Below are 25,498 nucleotides of genomic sequence, written 5' to 3'. Positions count from 1 at the left end.
CCATGGACACCGCATTGCAATCGATGGTCGAATGCGTTCGCGCCGCGGCCGCGACCGCGACGCCGCTGCGCATCCGCGGCGGCGACACCAAGGCCTTCTACGGCGAGCCGATCACCGGCGAAACACTGGACACCGCGCCGCTCACGGGCATCGTGAGCTACGAGCCGAGCGAACTGGTCGTCACCGTGCGCACCGGCACGCCGCTGGCCGAGCTGGAGGCGCTGCTCGCCGCCGAAGGCCAGTGCCTCGCTTTCGAGCCGCCGCGCTTCGCGCCCGGCGGCACGGTCGGCGGCATGGTGGCCGCGGGCCTGAGCGGGCCTGCGCGCGCCAGCGTCGGCTCGGTGCGCGACCATGTGCTCGGCGCGGAGTTGCTCAACGGCAAGGCCGAGTTGCTGCGCTTCGGCGGCACGGTCATGAAGAACGTGGCGGGCTACGACGTCTCGCGCGTGCTCGCGGGTTCGCTGGGCACGCTCGGCGTGATCACCGAAGTCAGCCTCAAGGTGCTGCCGGCGTCACCGGCGGAAGCCACCTTGCGCTTCGACTGCAGCCAGGCCGATGCACTGCGCCTGCTGAATGCCTGGGGCGGTCAACCGCTGCCGCTCAACGCCAGTTGCTGGGTGGAGGATGCGGGCCACGCAGTCCTGTACCTGCGCCTGCGCGGCGCGGTGGCCGCTGTCGAAGCCGCATGCCAGCACCTCGGCGGCGAGCGGCTGGACAACGCACAGGTCGCCGCCGATTGGGATGCCTGCCGCGACCTGTGCCTGCCGTGGTTCGAGGACCCTACCGCGACGCACGACCTGTGGCGCGTCTCGGTGCCGCAGACCGCGCCGGTGCTGGCCATCGACGGCGAGCCACCCTTGATCGAATGGCACGGCGCCCAGCGCTGGTACCGTGCTGCGCCGGGACAGGGCGCCGCGATCCGTTCCGTGGCAAAGGCCGCGGGCGGCCACGCCACGCTGTTCAAGCCGGGCAGCGCCGCTCAGCAAGCCGCGCCTGCCCGATTCGATGCGTTGTCGCCCGCCCTCGCGCGCGTGCAGCGCAACCTGATGCACGAGTTCGACCCGCATCGCGTCTTCAACCGCGGCCACCTCGGTAACGCAACCTGATCTGCCATGCAAACAGAACTCGCCCCCGAATTCCAGAACACGCCCGATGGCCGCGAGGCCGAGGCCATCCTGCGCAAGTGCGTGCATTGCGGCTTCTGCACCGCCACCTGCCCCACGTACCAGCTGCTCGGCGACGAACTCGACGGCCCGCGCGGACGCATCTACCTCATCAAGCAGGTGCTCGAAGGCAAGCCGCCCACGCGCAGCACGCAGATGCACCTGGACCGCTGCCTCACCTGCCGCAACTGCGAAAGCACCTGCCCGAGCGGCGTGCAGTACGGGAACCTGGTCGATATCGGCCGCAAGATCGTCGATGAAAAAGTGCCGCGTGCGCCGATGGAGTCGGCCACGCGCTGGCTGTTGAAGGAGGGCTTGCCTTCGCCGCTGTTCGGCCCCGCGATGAAGCTCGGCCAGAGCGTGCGCGCGCTGCTGCCCGCGAAGCTCAAGGCCAAGGTGCCGGCGAAACAGGACGCCGGCGCCTGGCCCACGCGCCAGCATGCACGCAAGGTGCTGATGCTCGCCGGTTGCGTGCAGCCGTCCATGATGCCGAACATCAACAGCGCCACCGCGCGCGTGCTGGATGCGGCCGGCATCGAGACCGTCATCGCCAGGGAGGCGGGCTGCTGCGGCGCGGTCAAGTTCCACCTCAACGACCATGAAGGCGGCAAGGCGCAGATGCGCGCCAACATCGACGCCTGGTGGCCGCAGGTGGAGAGCGGCGCGGTCGAGGCCATCGTGATGAACGCATCGGGCTGCGGCGTGACGGTGCGCGAATACGGCCACATGCTGAAGGACGACGCGGCCTATGCCGCCAAGGCCGCACGCATCAGCGCGTTGACGCGCGACCTCAGCGAGCTGCTGCCGGACCTGGTGAAGGCGCTCAAGCCGCGTGTGAAAGCACCTGCCGGCGTGGTCGCCTATCACCCGCCATGCACGCTGCAGCACGGCCAGAAGCTGCGTGGCGGTGTCGAGCTGAACCTGCGCGCGCTGGGCTTCGACATCCAGGTCGCTCGCAACGAGTCGCACCTGTGCTGCGGATCGGCCGGCACCTACTCCGTGCTGCAGCCCGAACTGGCGTACCCGCTGCGCGACCGCAAGCTCGGGCACCTGAACCAGCTGCAGCCGACCACCATCGTTTCGGCCAACATCGGCTGCATCACGCACCTGCAAAGCGGCAGCGAGACGCCGGTGCGGCACTGGGTCGAGTTGCTCGACGCGGCGCTTGCGCCTGCCGCGACATCGGCCTGATCGCACGTGCATTGCAGGACAGGTCCGACCCGCTGCAGGCCCGACGCGCTCCACCATGGCTCCAACCTGATCTTCAGGAAGGAGTTCCAGATGGTTTCCCTTGCTTCCTCCAGCTTCCTGCGCCGCGGTGTCGCCGCCTGCGCAATCGCCACTGCAGTCACCGGCGTCTGGGCGCAGCCCGATGGGCCGACCCACATCTGCGGCGGCATCGGCTCGGACGAGTCGGCGGCGATGCGCTCGCAGATGAAGGACCACCCGCTCTCGCTGATGTTCGCGCGACCCGATGGCGCCTTCCTCGCGGATGTGGACGTGACCATCCAGGACGCGACAACGGCAGCCCCTGCCTACGTGTTTCGTGCGCGCGGCCCGCTGTGCCTGGTCGATCTGCCCACCGGCGCCTACACGGTGCAGGCCACCAGCGGCGGCGTCACCAAGAACATGCCCGTGACGATCGCGAGTGCGCCGAAGACGGTGGACTTCCGCTTCTAGCGCGACTGCTACAACTTCAACGGAACGCCTGCACCGCGGCCAGCGCGGCGGGTTCTCCCATTTCCTGCACGAAGTGGCCAGCCTGCTCCAGCACCAGCGGGTCCGGGCAATTCCGGATCAGCTTCTGCAGGCTGCGCATGGCCGGCACTCCCATGACCGGGTCTTGCGCACCGACCGCCATCACCGTCCGACCTTGCCACTGCTGGCTGAAGAACTCGCGCGCCGCGCGTGATTCGGCCGCGCCGTTCGCGTCCGGGAACTCCGGCACCATCGGCGGAAAGGCACGCAGCGCCGCACGGTGCGCAGCGTCCGGAAACGGCGCGTTGTAGGCGGCGCATTCGCCGGGGCTCATCTGCGGATTGCCGCGCGCGAAGAGCCGGCCCACGTCGAACCCGGGATTCTTCGCGCACATCTCGCGCCATGCCAGGAATCCCGCGCCGAGCGGCGCATCGCCGGTGCCGAACGCGGTGTTCATGACGAGCAGGTCGCGGTAGCGCTGCGGCGCGGCGATCGGCAGCGTCAGGCCCAGCAGCCCGCCCCAGTCCTGCACCACCAGCACCACGTTGCGCAGGTCGAGCCGCTCGACGAATTCGAGCAGCACCTGCCGATGCCAGGTGAAGCTGTGCGCGCTTTCGTCCGTCGGCTTGTCGCTGCGACCGAACCCGATCAGGTCGGGCGCCACCACGCGGTGCCCGGCCTGCAGGAAGATCGGAATCATCTTGCGGTACAGGTAGCTCCAGGTCGGGTTGCCGTGCAGGCACAACCAGGTGGACGCTGCATCGCGCGGACCTTCATCGAGGTAGTGCATCCGCAAGCCCGCGAGCGAGGGCAGGTCCGCGATGTAGTTCGGCGCCCACGGGTAGCCGGGCAGGTCGCCGAAGCGCTCGTCGGGCGTGCGCACCGCGTCGGGCCGCACAGGTGATGTCGTCATGCAGGTTGCTCCTCGGTTGCGATTCGAAAGATGCGGATCACGCTGCCTTCAGCGCTTTCTCGATATCGCGCGTCATCGACGCCGGCGTGTCCAGCGGTGCGTAGCGCTTGAGCACCGTGCCGTCGCGCCCCACCAGGAACTTGGTGAAGTTCCACTTGATGGCGGTCATGCCGAGCAGCCCCGGCTTTTCCTTGGTGAGGTATTGATAGAGCGGCGCGGCATTGCTGCCGTTGACGTCGATCTTCTCCATCATCGGAAAGCTCACACCGTAGTTCTTGGTGCAGAACGCGCCGATCTCCTCGTTGGTGCCCGGGTCTTGCGCGCCGAACTGGTTGGACGGAAAGCCAAGCACCGTGAGGCCCTCGGCGGCGTACTTCTCATGCAGCTTTTCCAGGCCTTCGAACTGCGGCGTGAAGCCGCACTTGCTCGCGGTGTTCACGATCAACAGGACCTTGCCCTTGAATTTCTTGAGTGCCATGGGCTTGCCGTCGATGCTGGTCGCGTTGAAGTCATAGATGCTTGCCATCGCCATTCCTTGCTGTGGGTAAAGGCGAGCATCCTAGTCCGGGCGGCCAGACATGTCAGTGCGGTGGCGATGCGCGTCTCAGGGCGAGCAATGCGAAGCCCGTTCAGTGGTGCTTGTCGCTGCGTGCGATCTGCAGCAGATGCTCGATTTCCTCGGGGTACTTCTTGCAGTTGTAGCTGTACCAGAGCTGGATGATCCACATGACGCCGCCCACCAGGCCGCCGAATGCCGCGATGGCCATGTACACCGACAGGCCCGCGCCAGTGCAGGCGCTGTAGAACACGCCGAGCACCAGGATGCAGGCCTGCTCGTTGAAGTTCTGCACGGCGATGGAGCGGCCCGCACCCATCAGGTTGTGGCCGCGGTGTTGCAGCAGCGCATTCATCGGCACCACCATGAAGCCGCCGAGGCCGCCCAGCAACACCAGGAACGGAATCGCCACCCAGAGGTTGTGAATGAAGATCAGCGAGATCAGCAGCAGCCCCATGCCGATGCCCATCGGTATCACGCGCGTGGCCATGTCGAGCTTCATGCGCATCGACGCCACCACCGCGCCGACGGCGGTGCCCACGACCACCACGCCGGTGAGCGCGGTGGCCTGCGCCGTGCTGTAGCCGAGAGCCAGCGTGCCCCATGCCAGCACGATGTACTTGAGGCTGCCGCTGGCGCCCCAGAACAGCGTGGTCGTGGCCAGCGAGATCTGCCCGAGCCGGTCGCGCCACAGGCGCGAATTGCAGTGCCAGAAGTCAGGCAGCAGCGCCACCATGTTGGCCATGAAACTCTTGCGCGGATTGGAGCGCAGCGGCCGCATCTCGACGCCGGTGTGCGGTATGCGCGTGTTGAACCAGGCGGCGATCAGGTACACGAAGATCAGCACGCTGATGGCGGCTTCGGGCGGCGTATCGATGCCGGTGTCGATGAACGGCACGTCGAAGCGCAGCAGGAAGTGCGACACCGTGTGCCCCACGAGTTGCCCGCCCACCAGGATGCCCAGGATGATCGACGCGATGGTGAGGCCTTCGATCCAGCCGTTGGCCTTGACCAGTTGCGAGGACGGCAGCAGCTCCGTGAGGATGCCGTACTTGGCAGGCGAGTAGGCCGCCGCACCCAGCCCGACGATGGCGTAGGACAGCAAGGGATGCGAGCCGAACAGCATCATCACGCACCCGGCCACCTTGATGCCGTTGCTGATGAACATCACCTTGCCCTTGGGCAAGGCGTCGGAGAATGCGCCCAGCAGCGGCGCCAGCACCACGTAGAAGATGGCGAAGATCGGCACCAGCGCGGCGCGTTGCCATTCGGCCGCGCCCGTGCTTCTCATCAGTTCGATGGCGGCGACGAAAAGCGCGTTGTCGGCCACAGACGAAAAGAACTGGGCCGACATGATGGTGTAAAAACCGCGCTTCATCGATGAGCATGCTGGCCAGTGGGGAAAAAGGCCGCTGGCAATAGTGGAAATAGTCGCCGCCGCTCGGGCGGACAGGCGGTTATAGCATGGGGGTCCAATGCCAGAATCGGGCTGCTGCTACGGGTTCACCCGCGCCCCGATCGTGTCGTTTTGCGCGCCTGTCCCCACCTCATCCTCCACCTCACATCCACGCCCTGCCGATGCCGCGCCCCATCCTCGCCACCATCCACACCGACGCACTGCGCCACAACCTGGACCGCGCCCGCCGCGCCGCGCTCGACGCGCGCGTGTGGGCGGTCGTCAAGGCCAACGCCTATGGCCACGGCATCGAGCGGGCCTTTGAAGGCCTGCGCGGCGCCGACGGTTTTGCACTGCTCGACCTGGCCGAGGCCGAACGCGTGCGCGCACTCGGCTGGCGCGGGCCGGTGCTGTTGCTGGAAGGCGTCTTCGATGCGCGCGACCTCGAACTGTGCTCGCGCCTGGACCTCTGGCACACCGTGCATTGCGACGAGCAGATCGACATGCTCGCCGCGCACAAGACGCAGCAGCCGCAGCGCGTGTTCCTCAAGATGAATTCCGGCATGAACCGGCTGGGCTTCACGCCCGAGCGCTACCGCGCCGCATGGACGCGCCTGAACGCGTTGCCGCAGGTCGACGAGATTTCGCTGGTCACGCATTTCAGCGATGCCGACGGTCCGCGCGGCATCGAGGCGCAGGTCGCCGCATTCCGCCGCGCGACCGAAGACCTGCCCGGCGAGCGCTCCATCGCCAACAGTGCCGCATTGTTGAGACACTCGGAAGCCACGCGCGCCGACTGGGTGCGCCCCGGCATCCTGCTGTACGGCAGCGCACCCGACTTTCCCGCGCACGATGCGGCGCACTGGCAATTGCAACCGACGATGACGCTGGCCACGCGGCTCATCGGCATCCAGGACCTGGCGCCGGGCGCGCTGGTGGGCTACGGCTCCCGCTTTGCGGCGGAGCAACCGATGCGCATCGGCATCGCCGCGGTCGGCTACGCGGACGGCTATCCGCGCCACGCGGACACCGGCGCGCCGGTGCTGGTCAACGGCGTGCGCACGCGCATGGTCGGGCGGGTGAGCATGGACATGATCACGGTCGACCTGACGCCGGTGCCGGATGCGGGCTTCGGCAGCGAGGTGGTGCTGTGGGGGCGCTCGGCCGTCAACGGCGCCGTGTTGCCGATCGATGAAGTGGCGCGTGCCGCGGGTACGGTCGGTTACGAACTCATGTGCGCCCTGGCCTTGCGGGTGCCTACGATCGTCGCATGACGGTCCACGTGTTCGCCAGCGCATGAAAGTCCTCTCCAACTGGCGCTCCGTCCGGTTGTGGGAGAGCGTGTACGAACGCGACCTGCGGCGTCGCCACAGCCTGCGCGCCTACGGCATCCTGATCGGCATCGTCACGCTGCTGCTGATGTGGGGTGTCGCGGAACTCGTCCGGCATGTGGGCACGCACTCGCTGGCGCTGCGCTACGTCTTCACGCTGGGCGTCGGCTACATCGCCTACCTGCTGATCCTGCGCTGGTGGGCGCAGCGCCTGGTGGAGGGTCGCAGGGACGCGGACTTCGACCTGCCGGATGCCGGGGGCGGGCTCGACACAGACACCGGCTATGCCGCGCTGGCGCGCGCCGACGGCACCGGGCTCGGCGACCTGCCGGGCGGCTCGCTCGACCTTGCGAGCGCGGCCGACGGCGAGCTCATCGTGGTGCCGGTCATCGCGATCTTCCTGATCGGCATCGCCGTCGTGCTGGGCGCTGGCTGGCTCGTGATGCTGTTCTTCGGTTCCGACGTGCTGCTGGCCGTCACGCTCGAAATCGCCTTCTCCTACGTTGCCGCGCGCGCCACAGTGCGGCTGGCGCGCGCCGGCTGGCTGTCGGCCGCGGTGAAGCTCACGTGGAAGCCGCTGCTCGGTGCGGTGATCTGCGCGGTGGTGCTGGGCGCGGCGATCGATGCGTTCCTGCCCGCGGCGGCGACCTTGCCGCAGGCCGTGCGGATGATTCTCGGGCGCTGACAGGCGCCTCGGCTCTCAAGTCGATCTCAATACAAGCCGAGTTGACGCGCCTGCAAGCGCGACAGGCCGAGCAGCGCATCGGTGAATGGCGTCGGCACACGCGTCATCTGGCCCAGTTCGCGCACCGCGCTCACCAGCGCGTCGAGCTCGACCGCGCGCCCGGCTTCCACGTCCTGCAGCATCGAGGTCTTGAAGGCGCCGAGCCGCCGCGTCACGGCATGGCGATCCTCGGGGGTGTCTGCGATCGGGATGCCGATGCGCGCGCCGATCTCCTTGGCCTCCAGCATCACGGTCGAGATGAAGCCGAGCACCAGTTCGTCGCCGAGGATCAGGTCGGTGGTGGCACGGGTGAGGGCGCTGATCGGGTTCACCGTCATGTTGCCCCAGAGCTTGAACCACACGTCCTTCTGGATCTGCGCGGAGAGCTTGGCGTCGATGCCGGCGCGCATCAGCAAGTCCAGCAACGCCCGCACCCGCGGCGTGGCCTCGCCTGAAGGCTCGCCGATGATGAGCCCGTTGCCGAAGTGGTGCCGCACCACGCCCGGCGCATCGAGCGAGCAGCTGCAATGCACCACGCCGCCGATCACGTGCCGATCGGGGATGGCGGCGGCGATGGCGCCATCGGGGTCCACCGCCGCGAGCCGCCGGCCCGCGACCTCGCCGCCAAAGCCGCCTTGCAGGAACCACCACGGCACGCCGTTCATCGCGACCAGCACGAGCGTGTCGGGCCCCAGCAGCGGCGCGATCTGCGCCGCCACGCCGGCCAGGGAGGGCGCCTTCACGGCCACGACGACGAGGTCCTGCTCGCCAAGCTCGGCCGGATCGGCCACGGCGTTCACGGGCACGCGCGTACGCACATCGCCGCGCATGAGGCAGAGGCCGTCGCGCTGCAACGCCTCCAGCGTCGCGCCGCGCGCCACCACGTTGATGCGCTCGCCGGCCTGCGACAGCGCCACGCCGATCCAGCCGCCGATGGCGCCGGCACCGTAGATGCAGATCTTCATTTCAATTCTTGTAGGTGTCGTCGATGCGATCGACCTGCCGCACCAGCGCATCGAACACGTCGCGTCCGGCGCCGTGGTTCGGGTTGAACTGCAGCGCATCGCGCGTGCAGCGTTGCGCGACATCTTCGCTGATCGGGATGGCCGCGCCCATCGAGAAGGTCGCCATCTGGATCTCGCAGGCGCGCTGCAGCGTCCAGAGGATGGCGAAGGTCTGCGGCAGCGTCTGGCCCCAGGCCAGCAAGCCATGGTTGCGCAGGATCACGGCGGGCTTGCCGCCGATGCTGTTCAGGAGGCGTGGGCCTTCGTCGGCATGGATCGTGATGCCCTCGAAGTCGTGGTACGCCACCATGCCGTGCAGCTGCGCGGTGTAGAAGTTGGTCTGCTGCAGGCCGCCTTGAAGGCAAGCCACGGCGACGCCGGCCGTCGTGTGCATGTGCATCACGCAGTGCGCGTCGGGGAGGTTGTCGTGGATCGCGGCGTGCACGGTGAAGCCGGCCGGGTTGACGGGATACGCGCCGCCGTCGAGCACCTTGCCCTCCAGGTCGATCTTCAGCAGGTTGCTGGCCGTGACCTCCGTGTAGTGCAGGCCGAAGGGATTGATGAGGAACTGCTTGTCACCACCGGTCACGCTGTCGGGCAGGCGCAACGTGATGTGGTTGTAGATCATCTCGGTCCAGCCCAGCATCGCGAAGACGCGATAGCAGGCGGCCAGTTGCAGGCGCGCGGCGCGCTCGTCCGGATGCATCAGCGTGGCGTCGGGGGTGTCGAGGCGGGTGTTCATCTGGATCTTCCTTTCACTTTCAATGTTCCTTGCGCACCTTGCGCCGCCTCTCGTTCCAGGGACACCGCGGAACCGGCGTTGCCGGGCCGCTCGTGTCGCCCCCGGTGAGGGGGTGGACGCTCGCACGAAGTGCGAGCAACCTGGGGGAGAGCTCTATGCCTCCGCGGTGAAGCCGACCTGCTTCACGATCGGCGCCCACTTGGCGGTGTCCTTTCTGATCAACTCGGTGAGTTCGGCCGGCGTGGAAGTCATCGCCTCCAGCCCGAAGGTGCCGAGCCCATCGATCACTTCCTTCGACGTGAGCGCAGTCTTCATTGCCGCGTTCAGGCGCGCCACCACTTCGGGCGAGGCCTTGGCCGGCAGCAGGAAGGCGAACCACTCGCTGTGCGCCATGTCCTTGATGCCTTGCTCGCCGAAGGTCGGCACGTCGGGTGCGAAGCGGCTGCGCTTCTCGCCCGAGACGCCGAGGATGCGCACCTTGCCGGTGGGCAGGTGCTGCGTGATGTCGCCGATCGGGCCGGACACGGCCGAGATGTTGCCACCCAGCAGGTCGAGCATGGCCGGCTGCGTGCCGCGATAGGCCGCGTGCTTCAACTCGACGCCCGCGCTCTTGCCGAGCAGCGCGCCGATGAAGTGCGGCGTCGAGCCGGCGGCCGGCGAGCCGAAGTTGGCGCCGGCCGGGTTGGCCTTGGCCCAGGCCAGGAACTGCGGCACCGTCTTCACGTCGAGCGGCACGGCCGGGCCCACGGCAAAGCCGAAGTCGAAGATGCAGGCGATGGTCACCGGCGTGAGGTCGACGAGCGGGTCGTACGGCAGCTTCTTGTAGATGTGCGGGTAGATCGTGAGGATCGAGGTCGGCGTCTGCAGGATGGTGGCGCCATCGGCCGGCTGGCCCTTGACGTAGGTGACGGCGATCTGGCCGCCGGCGCCGGTCTTGTTCTCGACCACGCAGGTGGTCGCGTAAGGCGGGCCGAGCTTGATCGCGACGCGTCGGCAGAGCGTGTCGGAGGTTCCGCCGGCCGCGAAGCCGGTGATGAGGCGCGCGTTCTCGATCTGCGCCTGCGCGAAGGCCTGCTGGCCGATGCTGGCGAGGAGCGCGGCGGCGCCGGTGGATTGCAGGATGTGGCGGCGGGTGATTGTCATGGGATGTGTGTCTCCAGGGTTGAGTGCGGTCGGGATTGTTCCAGCGACAGCCGGTCTCGGGTCCTCGCGTTTACCTCACGTCCAGTGACTTCATGTACGCGCCTGCGCCGACGTACGGTGAACTTGTCATACGTTGAACCGGGCGTAAGTCAGTAGGCGCTGCCCGGCTTTACCGCCGCCACGCTGTCCTTGAAGCGCGCCGCCAGCGCGCTGGTGTGCCGCACCAGCAGGTTGGTGTCGAGCCCGACCGCCACGAAGACGGCGCCCAGTTCCAGGTAGCGGCGCGACAGCGTCTCGTCCGGCGTCAGGATGCCCGGCGCCTTGCCGGCGCGCAGGATGCGCGCGATGGCGTCCTCGATCGCCGCCTGCACCTCCGGATGGCCCTGATTGCCCAGATGCCCGAGCGAGGCCGACAGATCGGCTGGGCCGATGAAGATGCCGTCCACGCCTTCGATGGCTGCGATCTCGTCGAGGTTGTCGAGCGCCTCGCGGGTCTCGGCCTGCACCAGCAGGCAGACGTTGTCGTTGGCTTCCTTGGGGTAGTTGTCGTAGCGGCCCCAGCGGGAAGCGCGCGCGCCGCCCATGCCGCGGATGCCGTGCGGCGGATAGCGCATCGCACGCACGATGGCCGCGGCTTGCGCGGGCGTGTCGACCATCGGCACCAGCAGCGTCTGCAGGCCGAGGTCGAGGTATTGCTTGATATACGTCGTGCCGACGTCGCCGTGGCCCACCGGCACGCGCGCGATCGCATTCGCGCCGGGGTAGGCGGCAATCGCCTGCGCCTGCTGCAGGATCGATTGCAGGCCATTGGGCGAATGCTCGCCATCGATGAGCAACCAGTCGAAGCCGGCGCCCGCGCAGATCTCCGCGCTGTAGGCATCGCCGAAGCCGAGCCAGAAGCCGATCTGCGGGCGCTTTTCGATCAGGGCTTGCTTGAAGGGGTTGACGGGTGTTTGCATGAAGAGAGTTCCGGTCGTGGTTCGCGGTTGCCGCGGATGGGGGACGAGTCGATGGGTGTCAGCCGAATCGGAAGGAGATGGAGCCCAGCGGGCCATAGTCGGCATGGAAGGTGTCGCCCGGCGCGCCGGTGGTGGGTCGCGTGAAGGAGCCGCCCAGCACCACCTCGCCGACCTCCAGACATTCGCCCCAGGGCGCCAGCTTGTTGGCGAGCCAGGCGACGCCCGTGGCCGGATGGTTGAGTACCGCCGCGGCCACGCCCGACTCCTCGATCACGCCGTTCTTGAACAGCAGCGCGCTGACCCAGCGCAGGTCTACCGCATCGGGCTTCACCGGCCGGCCGCCCATGACGATGCCGGCATTGGCCGCGTTGTCGGCGATGGTGTCGAACACCTTGCGCATCTGCTTCGTGTTGCGGTCGAACTGCTCGATGCGCGCGTCGATGATCTCGATGGCCGGCACCACATAGTCTGTGGCCGCGAGCACGTCGAAGATCGTGACCTTCGGGCCTTCGAGCTTCCTGCCCAGCACGAAGGCCAGTTCCACCTCGATGCGCGGCGCGATGAAGCGCGTGAACGGGATGTCGCCGCCCTGCTCGAAGAACATGTCGTCGAGCAGCGTGCCGTAGTCGGGCTCGCTGATCTGGCTGGCCTGCTGCATCGCGCGCGAGGTGAGGCCGATCTTGTGGCCCTTGACGACGCGGCCCTCGGCCAGCTTGGTCTTCACCCAGGCGCGCGAGATCGCATAGCCGTCCTCGATGGTCATCTGCGGATAGCGCTTCGAGAAATGCTCGACCTGCATGCGCGATTGCTCGCTCCGGTGCAGTTCGCCTGCGAGTTGCTGGATGACTTCAGTGGAGAGCATGGGCGCTATTTGTTGAACAGGGGATGCAGGTTGCCGAGCTTGCCGTCGTAGACCTGTCCCGGCGCCTCGTCGATCTGTAGCGTGATGCCGATCGGGCGCTGCGCGATCAACGGATCGAAGTGCTGCTTCGCGCAGGCCAGCAGGGCGTCGCCGATGCGCTTCTTGACGGCATCGGGACGGCCGGCCGCCATGCGGACGTTGAGATAGACGAAGGCGTAGTCGCCATGGCCGTCTGCCACTGCATAGTGCGCCGCCGGAAAGGCCAGCACGCGCGTGCCGCCGGTCGGATAGACCTGCTTGCCGTCGTCGTCGCGCTGCGCGAGCATGGTGTCGGCCATCGACCGGCACAGCGCGCTCATGTCGGTCTGCGCCTCGATGTTGGGGGTGTAGAGGATGACGAGGTGGGGCATGGCTAGAGGACGCTCATGGTGGCGGCGGTGCAGCTCACCGCGAAGATGGGAATGGCCTTCATGTGCAGGATCTCGCCGCGGCCACGCGCCGCGGCGGCCACGGTGATGAAGGTGCGGATCTCGAAGCCGCCCTGTCCCGCGTCGCGGTAGGTGGCTTCATCACTGTAGTCGAGCATGCCAGCCCTGTCGTTGGCGCACCAGCGCTGCATGAAGTCGGCGTCCCACGCTTCGTTGACCTTGCCCGAATCCGGTGTCGCGGGCCAGTGCGAGATGCCGCCTGTGCCCACCAGCGCGATGCGTTCCGGCGCCTTGTCGCAGGCGCGGCGCAATGCTTCGCCGAAGGCCCATGCGCGATGCAGCGGCGTGAGCGGCGGACCCTGGCAATTGATGTTGACCGGGATCACCGGCAGGTCGTACTTCGGCGTGAGGAAATGAAGCGGCACCATGATGCCGTGGTCGAACTTCCACTCCTCGGCATAGGCCACGTCGACCGTCTGCATGACCTCGCGGATCAGCCGTTGCGACAGCGCTGCATTGCCGGGCACGTGCGTCTTCGCGATGCCGAGCCACGCCGGGTCCTCGATCGGCCCTTCATAGCGGTCCGCCATGCCGATCGCATAGGCAGGCATGTTGTTCATGAAGAAGTTGGCGAAGTGCTCGGCGGCGATCACGATGACCGCATCGGGCTTCGTTGCGCGCATCGCCTCGCCGAAGCGATGGAACTGCGCATGGAATTCATCCTTGATGGCAGGGTCGGCCAGATGGGCGCGGCCCGTGATGCCGGGGGCGTGGCTGCAGGCGCCCGCGAAGACGAGGCTCATGACGATCCTCCGTTCATACGCCCGCCACCTTGTCCTCGGTCGAGGTCGTCATCGCGTAGATGCCGGCGCGGACGGGCCCGTACTTGCGCACGCCCTCCCGCATCGCCTCGAGGTAATCGGCCCAAGGCATGCCGAGCAGCGGCGCGAAGTGCATCAGCAACTGCCCGTTGCAGCCGAGCACATAGAGCTTGCCGATGTCGCCGTCGCGGATGGCGTCGCGCTCTTCTTCCACCAGGTCGTAGCCGGCGAGCAATGCGTCGCGCTCCGCACCGCCTTCGCGGTAGCGGCGCTGCACCTCCGGCTCGCGGTTCAGCGCGTAGAGGAATTTCTGCATGCTGTAGAGGCTCATTTCACCCCTCCAACGCGATGTTGGCCTTGCGAATCACATCCGCGTACTTCGCGATCTCGCGCTGCTCGAACGCCGCGAACTCCGCTGGCGTGCCTGACAGCGATGCAATGCCGCCCTTGTGGAAGGCCTCGACGACCGCCGGGCTGGCAAGCGCGCGGTTCACCTCGTCGTTCATGCGCTGCACGACCGCGTCCGGTGTGCCGGCCGGCGCGAGCAGGCCGTTCCACGAGTTGGATTCGATCGGCACGCCTTGCTCAGCCAGCGTCGGAATCTCGGGCGCGTACTGCGAGCGCTTCGCGGTGGCCATGCCGAGCGCGACCAATTTGCCAGCGGCGATCTGGCTGCGGAACTCCGGCCAGTTGCCGAACATCACCGTGACCTGACCACCCAGCAAGTCGGCCAGCGCCGGACCCTGGCCCTTGTAGGGCACATGCACGATGTCCAGGCCGATCTGCAGCTTGAGCATCTCGCCCGACAAATGCGCCGACGTGCCATTGCCGAACGACGCAAAGCTCAGCGTGCCGGGCATGGCCTTCGCTTGCGCGCGCAGGTCGGCCAGCGTCTTGATGCCGCTCGCCGGATTGGCCGCGAGCACATGCTCCGACATGCCCATCAACGCCACCGGCCGCAAGTCCTTGAGCGTGTCGTAAGGCAGCTTCTTTACCAGCGTCTGGTTGGTCGCGAAGCTGTTGGCCACGCAAACGAAGGTATAGCCGTCCGGCGCGGACTTCGCGACCGCATCGACGCCGATGATGGTGCCCGCGCCGGGCTTGTTCTCGACGATCACGGGTTGGCCGAGCGACTTCGCGAGTTCGACGCCGACGAGGCGCGTGACGAAGTCCGTCGTGCCGCCCGGCGTGAATGGCACGACGATGCGGATGGGCTTGCCGGGCCAACTCTGCGCGTGTGCATGCAAGGGCCGGAGAAGGGCGGTGGCACTGCCTTGCAGGAACAGGCGACGTGACGAATTCATGCCACGCCCCAATGCGGAATGTGATGCGAGCCCATCGACACCGCAATGTTCTTCGGCTCGCAGAACACCTCGTAGCTCCAACTGCCGCCCTCGCGCCCAGTGCCCGAGGCCTTGGTCCCGCCGAAGGGCTGGCGCAGGTCCCTGACGTTCTGGCTGTTGACGAAGCACATGCCCGCCTCCACCGCAGCCGCGACGCGGTGCGCGCGGCCGATGTTCTCGGTCCACACGTAGCTGCTCAGGCCGTACTGGATATCGTTGGCCAGGCGTATCGCATCGGCCTCGTCATCGAACGGAATGAGGCAGGCGACCGGCCCGAAGATCTCGTCCTGCGCGATCTTCATGCGGTTGTCGACATCGGCGAACACGGTCGGCATCACGTAGTTGCCCTTCCTCACGCGCTCCGGCAAATCAGGTGCATCGAGCCCGCCGCACAGCAGCGTCGCGCCTTCCTTCGGTCCCAGCTCGATGTAGCTGCGCACCTTGGCCAGATGGGCCTGCGAGATCATCGGGCCGACGATGGTCTTCTCGTCCAGCGGGTCGCCCAGCGTGATGCGCTTCGCGCGCGCGGCGAACCTCGAAACGAAGTCCGCATAGATCGACTTCTGCACCAGGATGCGCGAGCCCGCAGTGCAACGCTCGCCGTTGTTGCTGAAGATCATGAACACGGCCGCGTCGAGCGCGCGGTCGAGATTGGCGTCCTCGAAGATCACGAACGGACTCTTGCCGCCGAGTTCCATGCTGAACTTCTTCAAGCCCGCGCTCTTCACGATGCGGTTGCCCGTGGCCGTGGACCCGGTGAACGAGATCGCGCGCACATCGGGATGCGCAACGAGCGGCTCGCCCGCATCCTTGCCGTAGCCGTGCACGAGGTTCAACACGCCCGGCGGAATGCCGGCTTCGAGCGCCAGTTCACCGAGCCGCGCAGCCGTCATCGGCGACAACTCGCTCATCTTCAACACCGCCGTGTTGCCGAACGCCAGGCAAGGCGCGACCTTCCACGTCGCCGTCATGAACGGCACGTTCCACGGCGAGATCAGCGCGCACACGCCGACGGGATGGAACAGCGTGTAGTTGAGGTGCGTCTCGGTCGGGTAGGTGTGGCCGTCGACGCGCGTGCACATCTCGGCGAAGTAGTAGAAGTTGTCGGCCGCGCGCGGCACCAGTTGCTTGCCTGTCTGCGCGATGACCTGGCCGCAATCGTTGGTCTCGGTATGCGCGATGGCCGGCACGTTGGCCGCAATGAGATCGCCGAGCTTGCGGATCAGCTTCGCGCGTTGCGGCGCGGGCATGCCGGCCCACTTCGGAAAGGCTTCCTTCGCGGCAGCGACAGCGGCATTGACTTCCGCCTCGCCGCCGGACGCGACCTCGGCCAGCACTTCCTGCGTCGCGGGGTTGACAGTCTCGAAGTAGTCCCTGCCGGCCACCGGCTTTCCGTTGATGAGGTGATCGATCTTCATGAAGCTCCCTGGATGGTGTTGACGAGTGCGCCGATGCGTTCGATCTCCGTCACGACCACATCGCCCGGCTGGCAATCCACCACGCCGTCGGGCGTGCCGGTGAGGATCAGGTCGCCCGGTTGCAGCGTCATGAAATGGCTGAAGTATTCGATGAGGAAGGGCGCGTCGAAGATCATGTCGCGCGTGTTGCCCGACTGCGTGACCTTGCCGTTGACGGTGGTCTGCAAGGCGAGCGCCATCGGGTCGGGCACGTCCTGTGCATCCACGAGCCACGGCCCGATCGGCGTGCAGGTGTCGCGGTTCTTCACGCGCAGGTTGGGGCGATACCAGTTCTCGAGGTAGTCGCGGATCGCATAGTCGTTGGCGACGGTGTAGCCGCCGATGAAGTCGTATGCGTCGTCTCGCCGGACCTTCTTCGCGGTGCGGCCGATGACGATCGCCAGTTCGCATTCGTAGTGCATGAACTGCACGCCCGCGGGCCGGCGCGTGAATTGCCGATGGCCGATCAAGGCGCCTTCGCCCTTGACGAACACCAGCGGTTCTTCCGGGGCCTTGAATTCCAGCTCCTTCGCATGATCGGCATAGTTGAGGCCGAGCGCGAGGATGGTGCGCGGTCGCGTCGTCGGCGCGAAGGGCGGCAGCCACTCGACCGCATCGAACGCAACGACCCGGCCATCCGCGAGCAGCAAAGCGCCGTCGCGCTCGATGGCTTCATGTAGCGCGCCCTGGTAGCGCACACGGGCGTGCTTCATGCGACCTCCGCGAGCGTGTTCATCAAGGTCTCGAAGCCGGGCGCAGTGATCTCGATGCGGTCGCCGGCCCGTGCCAGGGGCCGTCCGGCATTGCAGCCGAGCATCAGCACATCGCCTGGACCCAGGGTCATGAACTCGCTCACGTCGGCCAGCAACCGGGGAGCACTGCGAACGAGCTGGGAGAAGTCGGCGGCATGGCGCAGCTCGTCGTTGATCCGCACTTCCAGCGTGAAGGCCGCCGGATCGCCGCCAACGCGCATTGCGGGGCCGATGCCCAGGAAGCCGTCCACGCACTTGAACTTGACCGGCGGCCTGAAGAAGCTCGCATGCGGCAGTGACAGGTCGTTCATGAGCACGTAGCCCGCCACCTTGCCGCCTTCACCCATGACCATGGCGATGGTCGCGCCGACTTCGACTTCGCCCACGCCCTCCGGCATCGCAATGGCGCTGTCATGCGGGCTCCACGTGTTGGCGGTCTTGACGTAGAGCACCGGCGCCTTGGGTGGCGCCTTGTATGGCGGCTCGCCCATGCGCGGCGCCCACGCCTCCACCTCCTCGCGGAAGTTGAGCAGCACGCCGTACACAGTGCCTCCCGGCATGAAGGTGGCCGCGACAGGGCGCTCGTTGCTCACGATGGTTGCTCCAATGCAATCAGTTCGTCGAGCAACTGGTAGAGCTGCCCGAGCTTGTCCTTGCCCAACGAACCTTCGAGCCACGCATAGTGGGCCTCGATGGTGCCGGACAGCTTCTTCACCAGCCGCTTGCCCCGGGCCGTGGCCTCGATGAACGTGCGGCGCTGATCTTCCGGATCGCGGCTGCGCCGGATCAATTCGTCGCGCTCCATGCGCGCCAGCACGCCGGTGAGGCTGGGCCCGAGGATGAAGGCCTCCCGCGCCACGCGCCCCGTTTCGACGGCGCCGTGCTCTCCCAGCACGCGCAGCACGCGCCATTGCTGGTCCGACAGGTCGTGCTCGCGCAGGCTGGGCCGCGTGTGCGCCATCACCGCTTCACGCGCCTGCAGCAGCAGGCGCGGCAGGTTGCGATGGACGAAGGGTGTGGTGCTCATGAGGATCGACATTATTTAACTTGTTAAATGATTGACAAGTACCTGCACAAGCCGTTACGAAGGGGTTTACCCGGGTTCGCGCGGCCAGTGCCTCTCCAACGCTGCCTACACTCGATCCATGGCTAAGGAAAAAACAAACTACGTCTGCGGCGAATGCGGCGGCACCAGCGCGAAATGGCTGGGCAAGTGCCCCAGCTGCGGCGCATGGAACACGCTCGTCGAACAGGTCGCGGTGCAAGGCGGCGGCGCGGGCAACAACCGATTCAGCGCGCCCTTCGCGGCGCTGGCCGGCTCGTCGGAGCTGGCCACCCTGTCGGAGATCGAGGCGACCGACATCGCACGCACGCCCACCGGCATCGACGAGCTGGACCGGGTGCTCGGCGGCGGCATCGTCGCAGGCGGGGTCACGCTGATCGGCGGCGATCCCGGCATCGGCAAGTCGACCTTGCTGTTGCAGGCCGTCGACGCATTGCAGCGCGCGGGGCAGAACGCGATGTACGTCACCGGCGAGGAGAGCGGCGCGCAGGTCGCGTTGCGCTCCAGGCGGCTCGGCCTCGACTATTCGCAGGTGCAGGTGATGGCCGAGATCCAGCTGGAGAAAATCATCGCCACGCTGGATGCCAACCGGCCCGCGATCGCGGTGATCGACTCGATCCAGACGGTGTACTCAGACCAGCTCACCTCCGCGCCCGGCTCCGTCGCCCAGGTGCGCGAATGCGCCGCGCACCTCACGCGCTTTGCCAAGACCAGCGGCACGGCGGTGGTGCTGGTCGGCCACGTCACCAAGGAAGGCGCGCTGGCCGGTCCGCGCGTGCTGGAGCACATGGTCGACACGGTGCTGTATTTCGAAGGCGACACGCATTCGAGCTTCCGGCTCGTGCGCGCCATCAAGAATCGCTTCGGCGCTGTCAACGAGATCGGCGTCTTCGCGATGACCGAGCGCGGCCTGAAGGGTGTCGCCAACCCGAGCGCCATCTTCCTGAGCCAGCATGCGGAGCCCGTGCCCGGCAGCGTGGTGCTGGTCACGCTGGAGGGCACGCGTCCGATGCTGGTGGAAATCCAGGCGCTGGTCGACGACGGTGGCCCGAGTCCGCGGCGGCTCAGCGTCGGCCTGGACCGCGATCGCCTGGCGATGTTGCTGGCCGTCCTGCACCGTCACGCGGGCATCGCCTGCATGGACCAGGACGTGTTCGTCAACGCGGTCGGCGGCGTGCGCATCACCGAGCCTGCGGCCGACCTGGCGGTGATGCTCGCCATCACGTCGAGCTTGCGCGGCAAGCCCTTGCCCAAGGGCTTCATCGCATTCGGTGAAGTCGGGCTGGCCGGCGAGGTGCGCCCGGCGCCGCGCGGACAGGAGCGTCTGCGCGAGGCCGCCAAGCTCGGCTTCAGCATCGCGGTCGTCCCCAAGGCCAACGCGCCCCGGAAGGGCGCGAAGGAGATAGAAGGCTTGACGATCCACGCCGTGGAGCGCATCGAGGAAGCGATGGACGTGGTTCGTCAGTTGCAATAGCGGGGGGTCAAAAAACGCCCGGACCGCGAGGGGGACGATCGCGAATCCGGGCAGACCTCCCTATCCGCCGATATGCATCGTGAACTCTGGTCCGCCGTTGAGCGTGCAGTTGCCTGCGCCCAGCGTCGTCGAGTTCATCGTGTACCGGCAACTCAAGATCCCGCCTTTCGCACCGGCGGCATTGGCAATGCCGTTGCGTTGCGAACCCGCAGTGCGCGTGGCTTCTCCCTGGAACTGTTCTCCACCGATCACTGCGCTGAAATGGCCGCGGCCGTTCAGATCGCTCGTCACGACGCCGGTCACCGCGCCGTAGCGGGCCGCTTCGGCATTGCTCGGGTAGAGCCGTGCGGGGAAGCTCTGGCTGGTCGGTGCGGGCGGCGCGGGCGGCGCCGGCGGCACGGGTGACAGCGCAATGGCTTGCTGCGGCGGCCCGACTTGCGCGGGCGGCGCCATCGGCACCACGTAGCAGCCGCTCAAGGTCGCTGCGGCGACCGCGGTGGCAACGGACAGGAGAACAGTGGAAACACGGGCGGAGAAGACGCGATTCATACACTTCGGGGTGGCCCGGGCACAAGCCCGTGAACGAAATGTGCCGCCTCGGTGTACCTTCTCGCATCGCTTCCCTGCAAAGTATCGAAACGCGGGCCTAACGGTAGCGAGGCTTGGCTACCAACGACAATCCATTGATGAATTTCCGCAAGTACCTGGTGCCGGCCTTCGGCTTGTTATTGCTCGTTTTTGCGTGGAACCAATACGGCTGGCAGGGCGTGGCCGTGGTATCGGGCGCGATCGTGATGTTCCTGCTGCTTCACTTCAACCGCACGATGGCCGTGTTGCGGCGTGCGGCCAACCGTCCGATCGGCTACGTCGACAGCGCGGTGATGCTGAACGCCAAGCTCAAGCCCGGCGTGACGCTGATGCACGTGATGGCGCTCACGCGCTCGCTCGGTGAACTGCGATCGCCGAAGGACGAGCAGCCCGAGCGCTATCGCTGGACCGATGGCGGCGGCTCATGGGTCGATCTCGAGTTCATGGACGGCAAGCTGCGCCAATGGTCGCTGACGCGGCCCGACGCGGTGGATGCTGCCGCGGGGCAGCCAGTCCAACCGCCAGCGTCGTAGGCCAGAGCTTGAGTCGATAGGCGCTTCAGGCTTTCAGAACGGCGCGTCTTCGGTTTCCGCTTCGGATGGGGCGTCGGCCCTTTCCACCGGCGCGGCAACGCCCAGCGCCATCTCCCCGCCGAGCGCTTCCAGCAGGTCCGGCACGAGCTGGCCGAGTTCGCCTGTGGCAATCGCTGCGTCGGCGTCGAAGTTGTCTTCCTTGCCGTCCTTGATCGCGCTGGTGCTGTCGGTGCCTTCGAGGAACACGATCTTGCGCAGCGTCATGCCTTCGGTCAGTTCGAAGGACACGCGGTCGTCCCAGGTCATGGCCAGGCGCGTCGGGCGCTTGCCCTGTTCGATGTGCTGGCGCACTTCGTCGATGTCCAGCGCATGCTTGGCATAGCGCACCACGGACTTCGATTCGTCGCTGGCCTTGAGCTCGCACTCGCGGTCGATCGTGAAGCCGGCCGGCGGCTCCTGCGTCGAGAGCCAGTTGGACATGGCCGCGGCCGGCTCCACGGTGGTCGAGATCTGCGCCACGGCAAAGCCTTCGAAGGCGTTGACCAGAGCGGTCACCACCTCGTCGGCGCGCGAAACGTTGGAGCTGTTGATCACCAGCCGGCGCGACTCCGGGTCGATCCAGACCGTGACCTTGGCCTGGCGCGTGAAGGCCATCGGCAGAAGTTCATGCGCGATGTCTTCCTTGAGATCGCGCTTTTCCTTCTTGCCTGGCTTGCGGCCGGTCGTGGCCTCGATCTGCGCGCAGCGCTCGTCGACCTTGCGGCGGATGACCGATGCCGGCACCGCCTTGGCCTCGATCATGAACTCGAGCAGCCAGTGGCCGCCGACGGCCTCGACCAGCGCGCCGTTGGCCTGGCCGCGCGGCTCGATCCAGCCGGCGGATTTTTCCTGCGTGGCGCCGCAGGGCGTGAAACGATGGGCGTCGAGCGCCAGTTCGGCCTGCTCGAGCGTGGCAGACCATGAAGATTCGATGCGGTAGACGATGACGTTCTTGAAGAAGGACACTGGCACTCTTTCCTGAAGCGTTGGGCAAAAGCGGTTTTTTGGCGGAGCGGGGGATTGTCGCTGCCCGCGCGGCGCCGAACCCGCCGGTCGTCGGGGGCGCCACCCGGCGAATTCCCCGATAGGCATCACTGCGGCGAGACGATGGCCTCGCCTAAAATCGCCGGCTCAGCGAACCTCCCCAAGGACACAACAAATGAGCGCCCTCGTTCCCCCCGCGCCTTCGATGGCCGACCGTGACGGCAAGATCTGGATGGACGGCCAACTGGTCGACTGGCGCGATGCCAAGATCCACGTGCTGACCCACACGCTGCATTACGGATGTGGTGCATTCGAGGGTGTGCGTGCCTACGACACGGTCGACGGCACAGCCATCTTTCGTCTGGAGGAGCACACCGAGCGCCTCTTCAACAGCGCCAAGATCCTGCGCATGAAGATCCCATTCAGCAAGGAAGAAGTGAACGAGGCGCAAAAGACGGTGGTGCGCGAGAACAAGCTGGCAAGCTGCTACCTGCGCCCGCTCACCTGGATCGGCTCGCAGAAGCTCGGCGTCAGCCCCAAGGGCAACCAGATCCACCTGATGGTCGCGGCCTGGGCCTGGGGTGCCTACCTCGGCGAAGAAGGCATGAAGCGCGGCATCCGCGTCAAGACCTCCAGCTACACCCGCCACCACGTCAACATCACGATGACGCAGGCCAAGGCGGTCAGCAACTACAGCAACTCGATCCTGGCCAACATGGAAGCGCTGGACGACGGCTACGACGAAGCGCTGCTGCTGGACGCGAGCGGCTTCGTCTCCGAGGGTGCGGGCGAAAATATCTTCGTGGTCAAGGGCGGCGTGATCTACACGCCGGACCTGTCGGCCGGTGCGCTCAACGGCATCACGCGCAACACCATCCTGCACATTGCCAAGGACCTCGGCCTCGAGGTGATCCAGAAGCGCATCACGCGCGACGAGGTCTACATCGCCGACGAAGCCTTCTTCACCGGCACCGCCGCCGAAGTCACGCCGATCCGCGAACTTGACCGCATCGAGATCGGCGAAGGCTCGCGCGGCCCGATCACCGAGAAGATCCAGAGCGCGTTCTTCGACATCGTGAACGGCCGCAATCCCAAATACGCCCACTGGCTCACGAAAGTCTGAACACCATGGCCACCACTCCCGTCGCCGTCGTCGAACTGCTCGGCAAGGAACTGAACCATCAGGGCGGCGTGTACTGCCCGAGCCCCAAGGCCGACATGCCGATCTGGAACAACCATCCGAAGGTCTACCTCGACGTGGCCCGCACCGGCGAGGCCAAGTGCCCGTACTGCGGCACGGTCTATCGTCTGAAGGCCGGCGAGACCGCCGGGCACCGGCATTGACCGCGCGGCGCACGTTGCTGCTCGGCGCCCTGTCTGCGCCCGTGCTGAGTGCGTGCGCCGTGTTCGACGCGCCGCAGGCAGCACTGGACAAGCTGGAAAGCGATGTCGGCGGGCGCCTCGGCGTCATGGGCATCGACACCGGCACCGGGCGTCGCATCCAGCATCGGGCCGACGAGCGCTTCGCCTTCTGCAGCACCTTCAAGGTGCTTGCCGCCTCTGCCGTGCTGCGGCAGAGCGTGACCGAACCCGGCCTGCTGCAGCGCCGCGTGCGCTTTGCGCGATTGGACCTGGTCAGCTATTCGCCCATCACCGAAAAGCATGTCGGCGACGGCATGACCCTCGGGGAACTGTGCGCCGCCGCACTCCAGTACAGCGACAACACTGCGGGCAACCTGCTGGCGCGCCAGGCGGGTGGGCTGGAGGCGGTGACGGCGTTCGCGCGGACCCTTGGCGACGAGACCTTCCGCATGGACCGCTGGGAGACCGCGCTGAACACCGCCGTGCCCGGCGATCCGCGCGACACCTGCACGCCCGGCGACATGGCGCGCAACCTGCAGCGCCTGGTGCTCGACAACGGCCTGCCGCAGGCGCAACGCAGCCAGCTGGAGGCCTGGATGCGCGACAACACCACGGGCGGCCAGCGCATCCGCGCCGCGACCGGCAACTGGACGGTGGCCGACAAGACCGGCTCCGGCGACTACGGCACCACGAACGACCTCGGTGTGGTCTGGCCGGGCAACCGCGCGCCGCTGGTGCTGGCGATCTACTACACGCAGGACCGCAAGGACGCGACCACCCGGAACGAGGTGGTGGCCTCTGCGGCCCGCATCGCGGTTCGCACGCTCACGGCCTGAAGTCGAATCGCATCGGGGCGGGCTTGATTTCAGAGCGAATGCGTGGGACTGCCGTCCGCGCTGACGAACACGCCTGACAGGCGCTGCGGCAGCACCTCGCGCCACGGGCTGCCGCTTTCCTCGGCCAGCCGCAGGTAGAGGAAGCAGATCCACGGCAGGCACAGGCCGATCTGCGCGTCGCGCAAGGCGGAATTGAGGCTCGCGGCGATCAGCAGGGTCAGCATCGCGACGAAGCCCAGCCGCCCGGTCAGGTCGGGGCGGCGCCAGCAAACCCACACGCCGGCAACCATGATGAACAGCAAGGACAGGAAGCCCGGGATGCCGCCCTGCGAGCCCATCCAGAGGTAGTCGTTGTGCGGCATGTTCTTGTAGTCGAGCACTTTCGGACCACGCTTCTTCCACTCGCTCGTCCAGGCGCCGATGCCCAGGCCGATGACCGGCTTCTCCAGCATCATCGCGGTGGTCTCGCGGTACATGATGTAGCGCGTGATCATGCTGGCCTCCGACACTTCACCGGCCTGCGCCTGCTCGACTTCGTGCAGGCCGAGCTCGAATTTTTCCTTCATCGCAGCCGGCGCCTGCCAGACCAGCAAGCCTGCCACCACGAACACCGCAGCCAACGCGCCGGCCAGCAGGCGCGGATGGCTGCGCCATTGGTGCACGCAGGCCGCGACCACGCACACCAGCATCGCCACCAGCGAGGTGCGCGAAGGCAGGACCAGCGTCACGATCAGCGCCATCAGCACGGTGAAGACGAAGGCCGGGCCGGCCCAGTGCCAGCGTCGCGCATCGGCCAGGTGCACGAGGCCGAGCACGGCGGTCGATGCGCCCAGCACGGTGAACAGCAGCGCGTCGTTGATCGACTTGTTGCCCTGCAGGGAGACGACGGCGCGCCAGATCTGCTGGTCGGGCAGGACGTGGGCCTCGTTCAGCACGATGAGCACCAGGTTGATCATCGACACCAGCAGGAAGCCGCGCAGCGCCCACACCGCTTCCACGCGCGTGAGGGCCATCGCCAGCAACATGGTGGAGGCGATGCGGATGCCATGGAACAGGTTCTCGGCGGTCTCCGGATAGTGCTGGCCGACGGCGAGCACCACCAGCGTCCAGGCCAGGTAGATGACGATCGGCCACCACATCGGGCTGGCGCGCAGCCGGGCCCCGCGCTCGCGCAAGCTGCCGCCGAGCAGCATCGCGAGAAAAAGAAAAACCGTGGCGCCGTAGTTCACGCCCACCGGCATGTAGACCACGAATCCCCAGAAGGCCGCCGTGTAGCGGACAAGTCGTGTCCTGAGCATGGGGCGCGATTCTAGGACTCGGCCCGACG

The 25,498-nt window shown here is 66.9% G+C and carries 28 protein-coding genes and 1 pseudogene; 10 read left to right on the top strand and 19 right to left on the bottom strand.

Translation table 11 applies throughout. The features are described from left to right. Positions 1–2 precede the first annotated feature (2 nt). The 3 genes from glcE to HCU76_RS15825 all read left to right on the top strand — a co-directional run bounded on the left by glcE (position 3) and on the right by HCU76_RS15825 (position 2,843). Positions 3–1,106 (top strand): glycolate oxidase subunit GlcE, encoded by a 1,104-nt coding sequence (gene glcE, locus HCU76_RS15835; protein ID WP_218509912.1) that lies wholly within the window; start codon positions 3–5, stop codon positions 1,104–1,106. Between the two features lie 6 nt (positions 1,107–1,112). Then, complete coding sequence (glcF, locus tag HCU76_RS15830; protein WP_218509911.1) at positions 1,113–2,354, top strand: glycolate oxidase subunit GlcF; 1,242 nt, start codon at positions 1,113–1,115, stop codon at positions 2,352–2,354. 90 nt (positions 2,355–2,444) lie between these two features. Beyond that, the gene (locus HCU76_RS15825; protein ID WP_218509910.1) at positions 2,445–2,843 is read left to right on the top strand and encodes a carboxypeptidase regulatory-like domain-containing protein; all 399 of its coding nucleotides are present in this window, start codon (positions 2,445–2,447) and stop codon (positions 2,841–2,843) included. Between the two features lie 16 nt (positions 2,844–2,859). On the opposite strand, the pseudogene HCU76_RS15820 reads toward HCU76_RS15825, so the two are convergent. From HCU76_RS15820 to lplT, 3 genes and pseudogenes are all read right to left on the bottom strand, one after another. Then, positions 2,860–3,762, bottom strand: a pseudogene (locus HCU76_RS15820) (haloalkane dehalogenase); the annotation flags it as partial. A 49-nt stretch (positions 3,763–3,811) separates the two neighbouring features. Beyond that, the gene (locus HCU76_RS15815) at positions 3,812–4,300 is read right to left on the bottom strand and encodes a glutathione peroxidase (protein ID WP_213954503.1); all 489 of its coding nucleotides are present in this window, start codon (positions 4,298–4,300) and stop codon (positions 3,812–3,814) included. A 103-nt stretch (positions 4,301–4,403) separates the two neighbouring features. Then, positions 4,404–5,708, bottom strand: a complete 1,305-nt coding sequence (gene lplT, locus HCU76_RS15810; protein WP_213954502.1) for a lysophospholipid transporter LplT — start codon at positions 5,706–5,708, stop codon at positions 4,404–4,406. 200 nt (positions 5,709–5,908) lie between these two features. Between lplT and alr the strand changes: the two genes are divergently transcribed. Both alr and HCU76_RS15800 read left to right on the top strand, forming a co-directional pair. Continuing rightward, positions 5,909–7,000 carry an alanine racemase gene (gene alr, locus HCU76_RS15805; RefSeq protein ID WP_213954501.1) on the top strand — a complete coding sequence of 364 codons (1,092 nt, stop codon included), beginning with the start codon at positions 5,909–5,911 and terminating at the stop codon, positions 6,998–7,000. A 22-nt stretch (positions 7,001–7,022) separates the two neighbouring features. Continuing rightward, positions 7,023–7,742 carry a hypothetical protein gene (locus HCU76_RS15800; RefSeq protein WP_218509908.1) on the top strand — a complete coding sequence of 240 codons (720 nt, stop codon included), beginning with the start codon at positions 7,023–7,025 and terminating at the stop codon, positions 7,740–7,742. A 26-nt stretch (positions 7,743–7,768) separates the two neighbouring features. Here HCU76_RS15800 and HCU76_RS15795 read toward each other — a convergent pair whose 3' ends face one another. The 13 genes from HCU76_RS15795 to hpaR form a co-directional block, all read right to left on the bottom strand. Continuing rightward, the gene (locus tag HCU76_RS15795) at positions 7,769–8,746 is read right to left on the bottom strand and encodes a 2-dehydropantoate 2-reductase (protein ID WP_218509907.1); all 978 of its coding nucleotides are present in this window, start codon (positions 8,744–8,746) and stop codon (positions 7,769–7,771) included. Position 8,747: 1 nt separating this feature from the next. Further along, on the bottom strand, positions 8,748–9,527 hold the full coding sequence (locus tag HCU76_RS15790; RefSeq protein WP_218509906.1) for a class II aldolase/adducin family protein: 780 nt from the start codon (positions 9,525–9,527) through the stop codon (positions 8,748–8,750). 153 nt (positions 9,528–9,680) lie between these two features. Continuing rightward, positions 9,681–10,670: a Bug family tripartite tricarboxylate transporter substrate binding protein gene (locus tag HCU76_RS15785; protein ID WP_218509905.1), complete on the bottom strand. Its 990-nt coding sequence runs from the start codon at positions 10,668–10,670 to the stop codon at positions 9,681–9,683. Positions 10,671–10,819: 149 nt separating this feature from the next. Further along, positions 10,820–11,629: an aldolase/citrate lyase family protein gene (locus HCU76_RS15780; RefSeq protein WP_218509904.1), complete on the bottom strand. Its 810-nt coding sequence runs from the start codon at positions 11,627–11,629 to the stop codon at positions 10,820–10,822. Positions 11,630–11,687: 58 nt separating this feature from the next. After that, entirely contained in the window at positions 11,688–12,491 is an 804-nt protein-coding gene (gene hpaH, locus HCU76_RS15775) for a 2-oxo-hept-4-ene-1,7-dioate hydratase (protein WP_218509903.1), read from the bottom strand. 5 nt (positions 12,492–12,496) lie between these two features. Then, the gene (locus tag HCU76_RS15770) at positions 12,497–12,901 is read right to left on the bottom strand and encodes a 5-carboxymethyl-2-hydroxymuconate Delta-isomerase (protein ID WP_213954494.1); all 405 of its coding nucleotides are present in this window, start codon (positions 12,899–12,901) and stop codon (positions 12,497–12,499) included. A gap of 2 nt (positions 12,902–12,903) precedes the next feature. After that, a complete protein-coding gene (locus HCU76_RS15765; RefSeq protein ID WP_218509902.1) occupies positions 12,904–13,722 on the bottom strand; it encodes an extradiol ring-cleavage dioxygenase in 819 nt (272 codons plus the stop codon). Between the two features lie 13 nt (positions 13,723–13,735). Then, positions 13,736–14,071 carry an aromatic ring-opening dioxygenase subunit LigA gene (locus HCU76_RS15760; RefSeq protein ID WP_218509901.1) on the bottom strand — a complete coding sequence of 112 codons (336 nt, stop codon included), beginning with the start codon at positions 14,069–14,071 and terminating at the stop codon, positions 13,736–13,738. Position 14,072: 1 nt separating this feature from the next. Then, entirely contained in the window at positions 14,073–15,044 is a 972-nt protein-coding gene (locus HCU76_RS15755; protein ID WP_218509900.1) for a tripartite tricarboxylate transporter substrate binding protein, read from the bottom strand. Continuing rightward, positions 15,041–16,501, bottom strand: coding sequence for a 5-carboxymethyl-2-hydroxymuconate semialdehyde dehydrogenase (gene hpaE, locus HCU76_RS15750; RefSeq protein WP_218509899.1), 1,461 nt, complete (start codon positions 16,499–16,501; stop codon positions 15,041–15,043). The genes HCU76_RS15755 and hpaE overlap by 4 nt, the downstream gene beginning before the upstream one ends. Then, entirely contained in the window at positions 16,498–17,253 is a 756-nt protein-coding gene (locus HCU76_RS15745; protein ID WP_218509898.1) for a fumarylacetoacetate hydrolase family protein, read from the bottom strand. Before HCU76_RS15745 ends, hpaE begins: the two co-directional genes overlap by 4 nt. After that, the gene (locus HCU76_RS15740; RefSeq protein ID WP_218509936.1) at positions 17,250–17,852 is read right to left on the bottom strand and encodes a fumarylacetoacetate hydrolase family protein; all 603 of its coding nucleotides are present in this window, start codon (positions 17,850–17,852) and stop codon (positions 17,250–17,252) included. The genes HCU76_RS15745 and HCU76_RS15740 overlap by 4 nt, the downstream gene beginning before the upstream one ends. Before the next feature lie 29 nt (positions 17,853–17,881). Next, the gene (gene hpaR / locus HCU76_RS15735) at positions 17,882–18,319 is read right to left on the bottom strand and encodes a homoprotocatechuate degradation operon regulator HpaR (protein WP_213954488.1); all 438 of its coding nucleotides are present in this window, start codon (positions 18,317–18,319) and stop codon (positions 17,882–17,884) included. A gap of 118 nt (positions 18,320–18,437) precedes the next feature. On the opposite strand from hpaR, the gene radA reads away from it, so the two are divergent. After that, positions 18,438–19,829 carry a DNA repair protein RadA gene (gene radA, locus HCU76_RS15730; protein WP_213954487.1) on the top strand — a complete coding sequence of 464 codons (1,392 nt, stop codon included), beginning with the start codon at positions 18,438–18,440 and terminating at the stop codon, positions 19,827–19,829. A 60-nt stretch (positions 19,830–19,889) separates the two neighbouring features. Here radA and HCU76_RS15725 read toward each other — a convergent pair whose 3' ends face one another. Next, positions 19,890–20,378: a hypothetical protein gene (locus HCU76_RS15725; RefSeq protein WP_213954486.1), complete on the bottom strand. Its 489-nt coding sequence runs from the start codon at positions 20,376–20,378 to the stop codon at positions 19,890–19,892. Positions 20,379–20,515: 137 nt separating this feature from the next. Between HCU76_RS15725 and HCU76_RS15720 the strand changes: the two genes are divergently transcribed. Then, positions 20,516–20,950, top strand: a complete 435-nt coding sequence (locus tag HCU76_RS15720) for a glycerate kinase (protein ID WP_213954485.1) — start codon at positions 20,516–20,518, stop codon at positions 20,948–20,950. 33 nt (positions 20,951–20,983) lie between these two features. Here the strand turns inward: HCU76_RS15720 and HCU76_RS15715 are convergent, their stop codons facing one another. Next, positions 20,984–21,955, bottom strand: coding sequence for a recombination-associated protein RdgC (locus tag HCU76_RS15715; RefSeq protein WP_213954484.1), 972 nt, complete (start codon positions 21,953–21,955; stop codon positions 20,984–20,986). Between the two features lie 193 nt (positions 21,956–22,148). Here HCU76_RS15715 and HCU76_RS15710 point away from each other — a divergent pair, with 193 nt between their 5' ends. The 3 genes from HCU76_RS15710 to bla are packed head-to-tail and all read left to right on the top strand — an operon-like array spanning position 22,149 to position 24,171. Next, complete coding sequence (locus tag HCU76_RS15710) at positions 22,149–23,096, top strand: branched-chain amino acid transaminase (RefSeq protein WP_213954483.1); 948 nt, start codon at positions 22,149–22,151, stop codon at positions 23,094–23,096. 5 nt (positions 23,097–23,101) lie between these two features. Then, a complete protein-coding gene (locus tag HCU76_RS15705; RefSeq protein ID WP_213954482.1) occupies positions 23,102–23,317 on the top strand; it encodes a zinc-finger domain-containing protein in 216 nt (71 codons plus the stop codon). Further along, a complete protein-coding gene (bla, locus tag HCU76_RS15700) occupies positions 23,314–24,171 on the top strand; it encodes a class A beta-lactamase (protein WP_213954481.1) in 858 nt (285 codons plus the stop codon). The genes HCU76_RS15705 and bla overlap by 4 nt, the downstream gene beginning before the upstream one ends. A 29-nt stretch (positions 24,172–24,200) precedes the next feature. Here the strand turns inward: bla and HCU76_RS15695 are convergent, their stop codons facing one another. Then, positions 24,201–25,469 (bottom strand): O-antigen ligase, encoded by a 1,269-nt coding sequence (locus HCU76_RS15695; RefSeq protein ID WP_218509897.1) that lies wholly within the window; start codon positions 25,467–25,469, stop codon positions 24,201–24,203. Between the last annotated feature and the right edge of the window lie 29 nt (positions 25,470–25,498).

Origin of the sequence: Variovorax sp. dw_308, from assembly GCF_019207085.1 — a bacterium.
Taxonomy (GTDB): Bacteria; Pseudomonadota; Gammaproteobacteria; order Burkholderiales; family Burkholderiaceae_C; genus Variovorax.
Note: the sequence above shows the minus strand (reverse complement) of the source record. Positions and strands in the feature narration are given on the sequence as shown.